The following is a 14,038-nucleotide window of genomic DNA, read 5'->3' as shown; positions in this document are numbered from 1 at the left end:
ATTTAAGTGAGGCCTAGATCTTGTGTTTTTATTTATGTTTCTAAAGTTAGGCAAACTAATGCCACAAACCCCTAGCAAAAAGTGATTGATAAAACGATTCAGCTTTTCAAATTCATTAGAGGTTTCAAATATAAAGCGAACTGCATAATATGTTACAGGGTATCATTTGTCGATAACACAAATGTAACTTTTGATAATTGATATTGAAGAGTGACTGATAGCTGTTTGGAAGATAAAGCATGTGCCGGTTTCGCAGCCCAAAGTGCGAAACTAGGGAGCTGAGAATTAACTTTGACGTAAATATTAATGACCTCGATGTTACGAGGGCTTAGTCAGATCCAGATGTTACGGTTTAAATACAAAACCCTGACCAATTCTAATCGACCACAACAAACGGTGAGCTGTGAAATGGAAGATGATTTTATCTGTGTGGTAAATTATGGAAATCAGTTATGATATCCAATTTCCTGAAGTTTGTTGTCTAAAATAAATCTAGCAAAGGTATTAAATAGTAGTTGGAATGAACGTAATCACACAATCAGAACGAAGTCGTTGGTCTTCTGTTCGGCAAAACAAACTGGAAGCGCTCCGGAATACAGGAAGAGCAAGAACACTAGACCTATTTGCAGGCTGTGGGGGGATTTCGCTTGGTTTCAATAAAGCAGGATTTGAAATCAAAGCAGGAATTGAAATAGATAAGCATGCAGCTAAAACACACGCTATGAACTTCCATTCTCATTTAGATGCAGAACAGCTAGAAAAGCATAGTAATCCGCACGATATTACTAAACTAGAACCTAAAGATATAGTCGAAGAGCTTTGTCTAAAGGGAAACGTTCAAGAGGCCATAGATGTTCTTGTAGGAGGTCCACCATGTCAAGCTTTTGCTCGTGTTGGTCGTTCGAAGCTAAGAGAGGTTTATGATCATCCAGAAGCATTTAAAGTTGACCCTCGCGGTAACCTCTATCTCCGTTATTTAGATTATGTTAAAGCTTTTCAACCGCTAGCAATCATGATGGAAAATGTTCCAGATGTTTTGAATTATGGCGGACATAACATAGCGGAAGAAGTATGTGAAACTCTCGAAGAATTGGGATACATTGCTAAGTACACATTGATGAACTCGGTGTATTTTGGTGTGCCAGAAATGCGTGAGCGAATGATCTTAATTGCTTATGCAGAAGAGCTTGACGTAGAAGAGGTACAATTCCCTACTCCAACTCATTTCTTTGAATTACCTCGTGGTTACCATAGTTCTCGACAAGTAGCTCTAAAGACTATCAATCCCGAGTGTGTCCATCATCGTTATATTGAGTTAGCAGAACCTTCAGAAGATCTCCCACTTGCAATAACAGCAGAGGAAGCACTGAAAGACTTGCCAAGGATACCGGATGACCATAGATGCAAATTAAAGAAAGCACCTCAGCGTTTCACTACTCTTGATCCATATCCAGAAACTGAACTAAATGACTATGCTCGGCTAATGCGCACCCAGTGGCCAAACTTCTCTAATAAAGACTCAGGTGTGTATGATCATTTAATCCGCTTCCTTCCAAGAGACTACCCGATTTTTTCTCGTATGGCTCCAGGTGATCAGTATCCAGAGGCTCACAGAGTTGCTATGGAAATGTTTGAAGAGGCTTTGGTAGCGGAGAGGAATAAGGGAATCACGATTAACAAAGGTTCTGTAAGCTATGAAGAGTTGAAGAAGAAAATTGTTCCACCTTATGACCCTAGCAAATTTCCCAATAAGTGGAGAAAAATGGAACCAGATCAACCAGCTCGCACTTTGATGGCTCATTTAGGAAAAGACAGCTATTCACATATTCACTATGACTCATCACAGTCTCGGACCATATCAATCAGAGAAGCTGCCAGACTGCAATCATTCCCTGATGGTTTTAAGTTTGCTGGTAGTATGAACCCAGCATTCAAGCAGATAGGTAACGCTGTACCTCCACTGATGTCCTACCATGTAGCACAGTGTATACGCGAAAAACTGGAATTCTAGGAAAAGATAAATGGAAAAAATAGCTATCAAACGTCTATCATCTTCTGATTTGACTTTGTTCAACTGTCACTTCGATTCGAAATCTGGTACACGTCAAAAAGCTTGGAACCTTGATAAGAAAATATTTATTGAACAAATGTATCCTATCGATTGGGGGGATGGAAAGCATAATGTAACGTTGGCTCTTAATGGCCCGGAAGATTCGCCTCGCCATGTTCTGGAAAGAAAAATAGTACGACAGCAAAAAAACATGCGGTTAAATGGTGAGCTGATTAATGCACATGAGTCTGGTAAAGATCGTTATGAACTATTGAGTAACCATGACTATGCAGTCATGGTATTCAATGGGGCTCCTTTTCCTACTCAAATCGAAATATACCTGATAGCAAAAGCCAGTGAACAAGATACTGCTCTACATAACACCATCACTAATCGTTATAACAGCCAGTTTAACTCTCACAAGTCAATGGTAGAAGTCAATAGAACTAGTATTAAAGAAATATTGGACAGTTCTGCTGTATCAGACGAACACCCACTCCAGAGCTTGTTTGACGATGCCTTGATAGAAGACGTTATTCTCGGAGATATTGAGAGCTTCAAGGAGCTACGTAGGCGCCGTAAAGTACGTTTCGTCTCCAAAGAAGAACTTGAGAAGGCAAAAGCTTCAACGAGCGCTACAGGTATACTAGGTGAGCGGTTAGTTAACGAGCATTTTGTTGAACTTAAAAACAATGGTGAAATTGAAGATTTCAGCTGGAAAGCAGACGATAACCCAATATCTCCTTTTGATTTTAGTTTGCTACTCAACAAAACTTCAAAAGAACGGTTACTTGATGTAAAAACTACTAAATATAAATTCAACTCAAAATTCCATATATCAATAGCTGAGTTGCTTGAAGCTCGTGATAGTGGTAAGCCGTATGACATTTATCGAGTTTATGAAGCAACAAGTAATGGAGCCAAGTTGCGTGTAGCAAAGGATATTAAAAACAAGGCAGAAGAAATTCTTCGCTCAGTGGATAATATGCCTATTGGAGTGACATGCGATAGCGTTACTATTGCCCCTTTGATTCTAGAATTTGGTGAAGAAATTACTCTGGAAGGTTAACAATGGCTGCTGATGACCTTACACCTGAACAGCGTAAAAAAGCATACCATTTATAAAACTGGGACAAAGCTTAGGTTAAAACTTCAACGTTCATTGCATCGAGCTTGTTTTAGGCATCAACTTTATCAAAGCTCTCTTCCTACCAAGCTCGGTTTAACTCAAAAATAACACAGCGCGATATCGCTTGTGCAGCAAATCCGTAATTGGCTTTGGGTTGAATAAGCTAAATTAATAATTGGAGTTACAACGGCACTCTTAAATAAGTGCTTGTTAATGTTACGCCAACATGATGATTTACACGTTTACAGTAAGTAGTATAGTTTCGTTAGTTGGTTAAGGTGAACTGCATAGAACTGCTCCCTATAAAAATTGGTTCTAAGGAACAACAAATGATAGCAAAAACGTGGGACCCTCTACTATCGAGCCAAGGGGCTGATGCTGAGATTGTGTCTGCAGCGCAAAAAAGAGAAATAAAGAACATTTTAAAGTCTTATGTTGGTATGTACGATTCCTTTTCAGAGTTAATACAAAATGCAATGGATGCTGTTGACCGACGGGCAAATATTGAAGGTTCAGAATATCAGCGAAAATTGTGGCTGACTGTAGATCTTTCTGAAAACTCGTTCTCTATTACAGACAATGGAGTTGGTTTCAAAGAGAAGGAATTTGAGTCTTTCTTGGCTCCCAATATTTCGTTTAAGAACGGAGGAAGTACTAGAGGGAATAAAGGAGTTGGTGCGACGTATATTGGTTACGGCTTTGACTATCTTAGGTTTGGCACTAAAGGTAATGGCCATGAATTCGTGGGGGAACTGGTCGGTGGACGAGATTGGGTTGAAGATTACAAAGGTATAGTCACACGTCCAGTCGTTACTTATACAAATATCGCCGATAAATCTTTCGAGAAAATAGAACGAGGTTCAACTTTTAAACTTAAGTTTGGTGGGGAGCATACACGTCCTAAAGACTTATCGTGGTATACCGCATCAACACCAGAGCAATGGCTATATTTGTTATTAATTAAAACTCCACTGGGAGCTATCCATTATCTTAACGAGGATAGAAATTATATCACTTTTGAATTGACTGTTATCGATAAATCTGGCAATTCTAAGACAGTATCCGACTGTGATGCGGCATACATTTACCCTCACAAAAAAATTAAAGCTAGCGTTAATTTAAAAGATGTCACTCAGCTTCAAGCTAAGTTGGTATCCCAAGGTAAGGACGCATCAGCAATTCCAACAAAGTATACCAAGTCAAATGGAATCTATGAATTTTTTAGTTCTGAAGACTTAAAGGCCCTCCGTTTATCATCAGACAAAGAATATATCGATTTAATCAATTCTTACAAAGTTGAAGCATATGGATATTTTACATACTCAACGAAAGTGTGGGATCAACTTAATGATGGGTTAGCAAAACTTCGAAAAGGTTATCGTGTATTAAAAGGGGGACTTCAACTAGCCAATAATAATATGACTCAAGGAGAGTTGATTGCGATACCACTTACGTCAAATATCGGGTATCAAAATCAATGCCATATTATCGTCCACTTTAAAGATGCAGATCCGGATTTAGGACGTAAAGGATTTCAGCCAGAGTTAAAAGAAGCTGGGGAAAAAGTAGCTGTAGCAATTGTTAATCGATTCAAGAAATGGAAAAAGTTACTTAAATCTGATAGCGGTGTGAAGCCAGATATAGCCAAAGAAATTGAATTGCACGCATGGATTAAAGAGCAAGAAACTCATGAAGAAGAGCACCCATTAGTGTTGACTAACAGAAACTTCTTCGCTCCAGTAAATGAGATATCAATTACTTCCGAACCCCAATCTGAACAAGATGTAATAGTATTATTTAACCAACTGATAGCTGGCGGGGTTATTAGGGGAATAAAACTGCTAGCGACAAGTCAAGTAAAACAATACGACGGTGTATTTAAGTTCATGGTTAAAGAACCATTAACACTGCATGAGTTTGATAAGGACTCTAACCCTCTAGGAGTGGAGGAACTTCATTTTAGAACAGAACATACTAGCCCTCCTAAAATTCTCGAGTATAAGTACAATTTAGATGCGCTGATTAGTGAATTTGAAACTGAATATAAGTCTGAAAAAGATATTCATTTAGTTATTGCTTGGGAAATGGGAACTGATTGGAGAAAAAACTATGAGGCAATCTCTTTACTAGATTTGGAGAACCTTCATCAGAGAGACTTTCACGGTATCACACATATTCTTGATTCAGGAACCACGAGATTCCACGCAATAATACTCAAAGAGTTAATACAATACTTAAACGATGTAAAAACTGTACAAGTTTATCATCAACAAACATATGGAGATGAATTGTTCTAATCCTTCATTCTGACTTGGCAACCTCCCTTTCAAGAGAAAGTTTGTGCCACTTAACTGCTTTATTTTTACAGCTGCTTAGCTCGCTATAGAGAGTGGTGCGTAGGAATCTGCGTCATTTAAGTAATACGCATAGAATAGGAGTGAGACTTCGATTTAGAACAAGCCAACAAAATGTCTACATCGAACGATACAGCCGTACAGCTCGTTATAACTGTGAATCACTTGGAAGAAGTACAAGACTATGCGACAAAGTGATTATGGTTTTACAACCATGAAAGATCACACAAAGCGAATAATGACAGGCCACCACTGATGGCTGCCTAACTTCTACTTTTAATTGCGGTTAAAAATGGGAGGATTACCATAAAAGGGAGGACTACCTAAGACAAAAAAGCGACCCTAGGTCGCTTTTTTTATCCCCAGATTCCCGCTCAAAAGCACTGCGGGAATGACTTTTAGGTAGCTATACCTAATAGCGTTACTGCCGACAGTAAGCCAACAAAAAAAGCGACTCAAGGTCGCTTTTTTAACACTCAGATTCCCGCTAAAAAGCCTTGCGGGAATGACATTTGGGTCGTTGCACCATAATGGCGTTTGGGCTGCAATTATTCGTAGTCAGATAACGGTACGCACGAGCACATTAGATTGCGGTCACCATAAACATCATCAATACGATTCACAGTTGGCCAGAACTTGTTAGCCTTAACTGCATCGCATGGGAATACCGCTTCTTCACGGCTGTATGGGCGTGAGTCGAACTCGCTGTCCATAATGTCTGCCATGGTGTGAGGTGCATTACATAGTGGGTTATTGTCCGCTGGCCACTCGCCTGCTTCCACTTTGGCAATCTCGCCGCGAATGGCAATCATAGCCTCGATAAAGCGGTCTAACTCAACCTTAGACTCAGACTCAGTTGGCTCAACCATTAGCGTACCCGCAACTGGGAAGCTCATGGTTGGCGCGTGGAAGCCGTAGTCGTTTAGACGCTTAGCAATGTCCATCTCAGTTACACCTGATGACTCTTTGATTGGGCGTAGGTCGATAATACATTCGTGCGCTACGCGGTCATTACGGCCAGTAAATAGCACTGGGTAGTGAGCCGACAGCTTCTTAGTCACATAGTTGGCGTTTAGTAGCGCCATTTGCGTCGACTTTTTAAGGCCTTGGTTGCCAAGTAGCTTAATGTACATCCAGCTGATTGGTAGGATGCTTGCGCTGCCGTATGGCGCGGCTGATACTGCGCCATTGTTGTCGCTTTCGCGGCCTGGCTTAACCACAGTGTGACCTGCTACGAATGGTGCAAGGTGCTTTTTAATACCGATTGGGCCCATACCTGGACCACCGCCACCATGTGGAATAGCAAAGGTTTTGTGTAGGTTTAAGTGTGATACGTCTGCGCCGATAAAGCCTGGTGATGTTAGACCAACCTGTGCGTTCATGTTCGCGCCATCTAGGTATACCTGACCGCCGTGCTGATGCACGATGTCGCATACTTCGCGGATTGACTCTTCATACACACCGTGAGTCGATGGGTACGTGATCATGATGCACGATAGGTTGTCAGCAAGCTCAGCCGCTTTCGCTTTTAGGTCTTCTAAGTCAACGTTACCTTGCTTGTCACAAGCAGTCACCACAACCTTCATACCTGCAAGCTGCGCCGATGCTGGGTTAGTACCGTGTGCAGATTGTGGAATTAGGCAGATGTCGCGGTGCGCTTCACCGCGAGACTCGTGGTATTTTTGAATCGCCAATAGACCAGCATATTCACCTTGTGCGCCTGAGTTAGGCTGGATACATACTGCATCGTAACCTGTGATGTTCACTAGGTAGTCAGATAACTCATTGATTAGCTGAGTGTAACCTTCAGCTTGATCGAGCGGGCAGAATGGGTGCATGTTGGCAAATTCTGGCCAGCTTACTGGGTTCATTTCTACCGCTGCGTTTAGCTTCATGGTGCACGAACCTAATGAGATCATTGAGTGGTTCAGTGCTAAATCTTTATTTTCTAGACGCTTGATGTAACGCATCATTTCAGTTTCGCTTTGGTAGCGATTGAAAGTTGGGTGCGTCAAGATGGCATCTTTACGGATAAGATCAGCTGGAATAGACCCGCCGCCGTTAACAAAAGCCTTACCTGCTAGTACGTCAACGTCAATCGCTTCAACATCTAGGCTGTGGCCTTCACCTAAAATCACATCAAATAGCTCAGAAATGTCAGAGCGAAGTGTAGTTTCATCAAGGCTCACACCGACAATGCCGTCTTCGTCATAACGTAGGTTAAGCTCAGCAGCGACTGCGCGCGCTTTAACAGCTTCAACGTCTAGACCTTTGAAAGAGATAGTATCGAACCAAGTGTTGTTCACTAGCTCAACGCCTTTGGCTTTAAGGCCTGTCGCTAGAATGTCGGTTAGACGGTTAATGCGGCTAGCAATGGTTTTAAGGCCCACTGCGCCGTGGAATACTGCGTAGAATGAAGCCATGTTAGCTAGCAAGATCTGCGCAGTACAAATATTTGAGTTAGCTTTTTCGCGGCGGATGTGCTGCTCACGAGTTTGCATTGCCATACGCAGTGCGCTGTTACCGCGAGTATCTTTAGATACGCCGATAATACGGCCAGGCATAGAGCGCTTGTGCGCGTCACGTGCAACAAAGAATGCAGCGTGTGGGCCACCATAGCCCATAGGTACACCAAAGCGTTGTGCGCTGCCAAATACCACGTCTGCGCCCATTTCACCTGGTGATTTCAGTAGCACTAGCGACATGATGTCAGTTGCTACAGTTACGATGGCTTTCTTTTCTTTAAGCGCCGCAAATAGCTCTGTGTAATCAGTAATTTGACCGTGGCGGTTAGTGTATTGGAACAATGCGCCAAATAGCTCGTAGTTAGCCGCTTCGCTTGCTGGGCCTACAACCACTTCAAAACCAAAACATTCTGCACGGGTTTTCACTACGTCTAATGTTTGTGGGAACACATCATCAGCAACAAAGAAGATGTTAGCTTTTTTCGCTTTAGATACACGCTTAGCTAGCGCCATGGCTTCAGCAGCTGCAGTTGCTTCGTCAAGTAGTGAAGCTGATGCTAGGTCAAGACCAGTTAGGTCCATCGACATTTGCTGGAAGTTAAGAATCGCTTCAAGACGACCTTGAGCAATCTCTGGCTGGTAAGGTGTGTACGCTGTGTACCAACCCGGATTTTCAAACACGTTACGCTTGATCACGTTCGGCACTTCAGTACCGTAGTAACCCATACCGATGTAGCTTTTAAATACTTTGTTTTTGTCAGCTAAACCACGGATGTAAGCAGTACCTTCAGCTTCGCCACAGGCATTACCAACGGCCAATTCTTCTTTTAGGCGAATGGCACCCGGCACAGTTTGCGCGGTTAAATCTTCAAGCGATTCAGCGCCAACAAAGTTAAGCATGTCTTGCTGCTGTTGTTCGTCAGGGCCAATATGACGAGTCAAAAATAACTCATGCTGCTCTAATTGTGTCAGTGTTTGCTTAGTCATGATAAATCGTGTTCCCAATCGTCCGGTGATGTTGCTGTAGGGCACAGAGCCGGAATCTATGTTGTGTGATTTGTAGCACTCAATTAACGAGAATGCCTAAGGCGTAGTGCTTATCTTATTGTTCGATAGCAAATACCAATTAGCATAAGAATGTGCTCATTCTTACTGGTTAAAATCACTTATAACTTCGTTGCAAATTTTGTAGGTAGAACAACTAGCTAGCTTCTATTTGCGCCTTGTTCTAAGCGATTTTTCCTGCGTAATATCTGATCACTCATTTATCCTAATTGGTATAGTACGCTGATTGGCGCGGTAACGACCATTTATTAGCGGTTTTGTTACCTAATCCTTAAACGCTTAACGCATTAAGGCTTGATTAATACCCTACTCTTGGCGGCAGGCTTTGTATTAACCTGCTTTCCCTCTGACTGCTTTGCGCAGTTGATGCGCAGCTGTTGCGTTTGAGGAAAAACAAAGAAGCTCCCGAGGGAGCTTCATTTATCGTCTGCGACGATTATTCTTCGTCGATTACTTCTTGGTAACCGTCAGCATCTAGTAGTGACTCTACTTCAGCTTCGTCAGAAGGCATTACGCGGAAGAACCAGCCGTCACCGAAAGCGTCGCTGTTTACTAGCTCTGGTGAGTCTTCTAATGCTTCGTTGATGGCAACAACTTCACCAGAGATTGGTGCGTAGATGTCTGAAGCCGCTTTTACAGACTCAGCTACTGCGCAGTCTTCGCCTGCTGATACAGTGTCGCCTACTTCTGGTAGCTCAACGAATACCATGTCACCTAGTAGTTCTTGTGCGTGCTCTGTGATACCTACTGTGTAGCTACCGTCAGCTTCTTTGCGAACCCACTCGTGTGAAGAAGCATATTTTAATTCTGCTGGAATGTTGCTCATGGTGGTTATTCCTATATTTACTAATTTTGCTTGTTGCTTTGCCCGATTAAGGCAAAGCTATTGTATTAATTCGAGACGCTAGGCCAACTAGTGTTTTACGCTATTTTGCTTCGCAATAACACCTATACGTTAGTCTTGATGCGACTTGTCTCTTAAATTTGTTTCTAGAATGCTTGCTTACCGTTGCGAACGAAGCTTGGTGCAATCACTTTAACTGGTACACGCTTCTTACGCATTTCAACTTCAGCTACTTCGCCAATACCGTTTGGTACGCGCGCCATTGCAATAGAGTAGCCTAAAGTTGGTGAGAAGGTACCACTGGTGATCTTACCTTGGTGCTCAACGCCGTCTGCATCAGTGAAAAACACTGCCATATCATGGCGTAAAACACCTTTGGCTTCCATGACCAAACCGACTAATTTGTCAGTTCCTTGTGCCTTGATTGCAGTTAATGCTTCACGGCCAATAAAGTCACGGTCTGTTGGTTCCCACGCTACTGTCCAACCCATGTTGGCTGCTAGCGGGTTGATGGTTTCATCCATATCTTGACCGTAAAGGTTCATGCCAGCTTCAAGGCGCAGTGTATCACGAGCACCTAAACCACATGGGCGAACCCCTGCATCAAGCAGCTTTTGCCATAAATCTTCAGCTTGCTCTTGTGGCACGATGATTTCGTAACCCGCTTCACCTGTGTAACCTGTGGTTGCGATAAACAAGTCGCCTGCTTGCGCGCCAAAGAACATTTTCATGCCTTCAACCGCTTGCTTTTGCTCATCAGAAAATACTTCAGCCGCTTTTGCTTTAGCATTTGGGCCTTGTACTGCAATCATCGCAAGCTCTGGGCGCTCAGTAACAGTTACGTCAAATGCAGCCGCTTGCTTGTTGATCCAAGCTAGGTCTTTTACGCGAGTCGCTGAGTTAACCACTACACGGTAATGAGTTTCAGACAGGTAATAAGTAATAAGGTCGTCAATTACGCCAGCGTTTTCATCTAGCATACCGCCGTATAGCGCTTTGCCAGGTACAGTGAGCTTAGCAACGTCATTAGCTAACAACTTACGTAAAAATGCCTTAGCGTCAGTGCCTGTTACGTCTACAACTGTCATGTGTGACACGTCGAACATACCAGCGTCTTGACGAACTGCGTGGTGCTCTTCGATTTGTGAGCCGTAGTTGATTGGCATTTCCCAGCCATGAAAATCAACCATCTTCGCATTCGATTCTAAGTGCTTAGTGTAAAGTACAGTTTTGCTAGCCATTATTATCCCTTATTGTGGGCCATCACAGCGTCTTGGCGCTATGTAGGTATTTGATAAAATGCCGCGAAATTATACTCAGCCAAGCTGAATTGTATACAAGAATTTTTTCTAATCTGAGGGCTCTCGCATTAGTTTAGCTAATGCGAGAATTTAGGCTTTTTTGTATGACAAACGGCTATGTGGCTGGATCGATTGATATATAACCGTTTTTAACACTTATTAGTGAGAATTTGTTTTCTGGCACAGCTCAGGCAAATTGATTTTATTGCCCATGGCCTGTTTGATGAACACTGTTTTCAGTCCAGCGATATTATCTACCAGTGATAATCCAAGATCGCGCACAGCTTTTTTCAGTGGATTACTGCCGGCAAATAATCGTTTGAAGCCTTCCATCGCCGCGATCATTTCCATTGCCTCAGCTTTGCGCCAGCGCTCATAACGACGAAGGTTGGCATAATCGCCAATATCTTTACCCTGCTCGTGCAGCTCCACCACTATTTGCACCAGACTTGCGGCGTCTAAAAAGCCAAGGTTAACCCCTTGCCCTGCTAATGGGTGGATTGTATGGGCTGCATCGCCAACAAGCGCTAAACGGTGACGAGCAAAATGACGGGCATAACGCATACGCAGCGGGAATGACTGACGCTCACTCACCACTTCACACAAACCTAAGCGACTATCAAATGCGGCTGTTAGCGCTTTATTAAACTCGCTGTCGTCTAACGCCATCAATTGCTCAGCTTGCTGCGGGTCTACCGACCACACAATTGAATTTAAGTTATCTTCAAATAGTGGCAACATAGCGAGTGGACCATCAGGTAAAAATGCCTGACGCGCAGTGGCATCATGGTTTAACTCAGTGCGCACACTGGCAACAATGGCGTGATGGCCGTAATCCCAAAAGGTAAGCGGGATTTGGCATTGCTGACGCACCCAAGAGTTAGCGCCATCGGCACCAACCACCAAAGCAGCCGATAGATTATCGCCACTTTCAAGCGTCAGCCAAGTTTCACGCTCGCCAAAGGCCACTCGCTCAAGGCGTTGGCCTTCAAGATGGGTAATATTGCTTAGCTCTGCGGCGCGTTTTGCTAGCGCATAGCTAATCGCCTGATTTTCGATAATGGTGCCTAAGGTCGACTCACTAATGCTAGCGGCATCAAAGTCGATTTTACCGAGCGCGTCTTTATCCCACACAGCCATTTTTTGATACGGGCCTAAGCGTTCACCATCGAGATATTGCCAGGCACCAAGATTAGTGAGTAATTGCTGACTTGCTTTATTAATCGCGCTAACACGCAGTTTGGCATCACCTGTACTTGGCGCTGTGGTATTTGCATCAATCACCACTACTGATAAATCCGCTTGAGCTAAGCCAATTGCAGTAGCTAGGCCAACCATACCTCCGCCAACAATGGCGACATCATAGGTTTGGGTTTGATACATAGGTGTTCCTTATTCCTTGGTGATCGACAAATGACTAGTGCTAGGAGTAGCTTAGCGCCACCCCATGGCAATTTCAGCAACCGGCGTTTTTAGCGGTGGCAGCCAAGATAGCAATCTTAGCCCTAAGCTGCGCCCAGCAACTAGTGGCCAATGCTGATTTGAGAAGCCGCGCACTAAAAACTCAATATTATTGAGAGTGGCATCTCTGTCTTGCTGGCGACTTTGATAATAGCTGTGAATAAGCTCACTACTACCAAGGTCTGCTTCACCAGCTGCCAATGCCTGCTCAATAGCCTTGATTAAACCATTGATATCGCGCAGCCCAAGGTTAAAGCCTTGCCCTGCTATTGGGTGCAGGGTTTGCGCGGCATTACCCACAAACACGCAGCGATGATAAAACGGTCTTGGCATATAACTCAGTGTTAGTGGGTAGCTAACCAGCGCGCCGACATCTGTAAAGCGGCCACAACGATGACCAAAAGCAGTTTGTAGCTCAGCCAAAAACTCACTCTTAGGTAAGGCTTTAACGCGCTCAACCTCAGTTGGTTGCATCGCCCACACTAAAGACAATCTGGCTTTGCCTTGCACGTCACTCATTGGCAGCAGCGCAATTGGCCCATGCTCAGTAAAGCGCTCAAAGGCCCAGCCTTGATGCGCTTTGTCGGTAACTACATTGGCAACAATGGCAGACTGCTCAAAATCAACCTGTTCACTTGGTTGATTAAGCTGGGTACGCACTTTTGAAAACGCGCCATCGGCAGCAACCACGAGTTTGGCGTTAAGCTGCTCACCTGTTGTTAAAGTGAGTTGCTGGTAATCTGCTTGTGCAGAAACTTCTTCAACACCTGCTGGGCAATACAAACTTAAGATATTTGGATGCTGCTTGTTGAGCTTTTCAAGCTCAGCCATTAACACCTGCCCCACACTTGCAAGCTCAACCACCTGACCAAAGGCATCGACATTAAGCGACTCAGAAAGCAGCTCTGTCATGCCAAAGTGACCACGGTCTGACACATGGATTTGATTAATTGCCGAACCTAAATGGGCAATGTGCTGCCAAATGCCAAGTTGTTGCAGCTGAAATATTGAGCCGTGGGCAATGGCGATTGAACGAGCATCGAATCCGGGGTGGCTAGCATCAACTTGTTTGGCTTCAATAAGCGCAATACGCAGGGGTTTGTTTGGCTGCTGAGCAGAGAGCTTAGTCAGCGCTAGAGCGAGAGTTGCGCCCGCCATTGCGCCGCCGACAATAACCACATCAAACAGTGCTTGAGATGAAGTAGCTATTTGAGATGAAGTAGCTGATTGAGATGAAGGTGCTGATTCAGATGTTGGCATCTAGCATTTCCGTGTGCGAAAAAATGTGCAAACAAAATGAAGTCGTTAGCGCTTTAGGCTCTAATATCAGGCTTTAAACTGCAGCCTTATACAAAACAGGTAAGCGACT

General features: G+C 43.6%; 8 protein-coding genes and 1 pseudogene. 4 read left to right on the top strand and 5 right to left on the bottom strand.

All coding sequences use genetic code 11. The features are described 5' to 3' along the window. The first annotated feature begins 520 nt into the window (after positions 1–520). The 4 genes and pseudogenes from G3R49_RS09470 to G3R49_RS09455 form a co-directional block, all read left to right on the top strand. Complete coding sequence (locus G3R49_RS09470) at positions 521–2,011, top strand: DNA cytosine methyltransferase (RefSeq protein WP_167869499.1); 1,491 nt, start codon at positions 521–523, stop codon at positions 2,009–2,011. 10 nt (positions 2,012–2,021) lie between these two features. Beyond that, positions 2,022–3,119: a DUF3883 domain-containing protein gene (locus tag G3R49_RS09465; protein ID WP_167869498.1), complete on the top strand. Its 1,098-nt coding sequence runs from the start codon at positions 2,022–2,024 to the stop codon at positions 3,117–3,119. A gap of 389 nt (positions 3,120–3,508) precedes the next feature. Continuing rightward, on the top strand, positions 3,509–5,476 hold the full coding sequence (locus G3R49_RS09460) for an ATP-binding protein (RefSeq protein ID WP_167869497.1): 1,968 nt from the start codon (positions 3,509–3,511) through the stop codon (positions 5,474–5,476). 164 nt (positions 5,477–5,640) lie between these two features. Further along, a pseudogene (locus tag G3R49_RS09455) lies at positions 5,641–5,800 on the top strand (integrase core domain-containing protein); the annotation flags it as partial. 281 nt (positions 5,801–6,081) lie between these two features. Here G3R49_RS09455 and gcvP read toward each other — a convergent pair. The 5 genes from gcvP to ubiH form a co-directional block, all read right to left on the bottom strand. Beyond that, on the bottom strand, positions 6,082–8,985 hold the full coding sequence (gene gcvP, locus G3R49_RS09450; protein ID WP_167869496.1) for an aminomethyl-transferring glycine dehydrogenase: 2,904 nt from the start codon (positions 8,983–8,985) through the stop codon (positions 6,082–6,084). 514 nt (positions 8,986–9,499) lie between these two features. After that, positions 9,500–9,889, bottom strand: coding sequence for a glycine cleavage system protein GcvH (gene gcvH / locus G3R49_RS09445; RefSeq protein WP_130601219.1), 390 nt, complete (start codon positions 9,887–9,889; stop codon positions 9,500–9,502). A gap of 164 nt (positions 9,890–10,053) precedes the next feature. Continuing rightward, complete coding sequence (gcvT, locus tag G3R49_RS09440; RefSeq protein ID WP_130601217.1) at positions 10,054–11,148, bottom strand: glycine cleavage system aminomethyltransferase GcvT; 1,095 nt, start codon at positions 11,146–11,148, stop codon at positions 10,054–10,056. 219 nt (positions 11,149–11,367) lie between these two features. Then, positions 11,368–12,591 (bottom strand): FAD-dependent oxidoreductase, encoded by a 1,224-nt coding sequence (locus G3R49_RS09435; protein ID WP_167869495.1) that lies wholly within the window; start codon positions 12,589–12,591, stop codon positions 11,368–11,370. 51 nt (positions 12,592–12,642) lie between these two features. Beyond that, complete coding sequence (ubiH, locus tag G3R49_RS09430; RefSeq protein WP_167869494.1) at positions 12,643–13,929, bottom strand: 2-octaprenyl-6-methoxyphenyl hydroxylase; 1,287 nt, start codon at positions 13,927–13,929, stop codon at positions 12,643–12,645. Positions 13,930–14,038 lie beyond the last annotated feature (109 nt).

The organism is Shewanella sp. WXL01 (assembly GCF_012263345.1).
In the GTDB taxonomy this organism is placed as follows: domain Bacteria; phylum Pseudomonadota; class Gammaproteobacteria; order Enterobacterales; family Shewanellaceae; genus Shewanella; species Shewanella maritima.
This window is presented reverse-complemented; position numbering and strand designations above follow the sequence as displayed.

What these genes read in the sequence shown, in the direction of transcription:
- G3R49_RS09470 (WP_167869499.1), top strand. Translation starts at nt 521, where the DNA reads ATGAACGTAATCACACAATCAGAACGAAGTCGTTGGTCTTCTGTTCGG.
- G3R49_RS09465 (WP_167869498.1), top strand. Translation starts at nt 2,022, where the DNA reads ATGGAAAAAATAGCTATCAAACGTCTATCATCTTCTGATTTGACTTTG.
- G3R49_RS09460 (WP_167869497.1), top strand. Translation starts at nt 3,509, where the DNA reads ATGATAGCAAAAACGTGGGACCCTCTACTATCGAGCCAAGGGGCTGAT.
- gcvP (WP_167869496.1), bottom strand. Translation starts at nt 8,985, where the DNA reads ATGACTAAGCAAACACTGACACAATTAGAGCAGCATGAGTTATTTTTG.
- gcvH (WP_130601219.1), bottom strand. Translation starts at nt 9,889, where the DNA reads ATGAGCAACATTCCAGCAGAATTAAAATATGCTTCTTCACACGAGTGG.
- gcvT (WP_130601217.1), bottom strand. Translation starts at nt 11,148, where the DNA reads ATGGCTAGCAAAACTGTACTTTACACTAAGCACTTAGAATCGAATGCG.
- G3R49_RS09435 (WP_167869495.1), bottom strand. Translation starts at nt 12,591, where the DNA reads ATGTATCAAACCCAAACCTATGATGTCGCCATTGTTGGCGGAGGTATG.
- ubiH (WP_167869494.1), bottom strand. Translation starts at nt 13,929, where the DNA reads ATGCCAACATCTGAATCAGCACCTTCATCTCAATCAGCTACTTCATCT.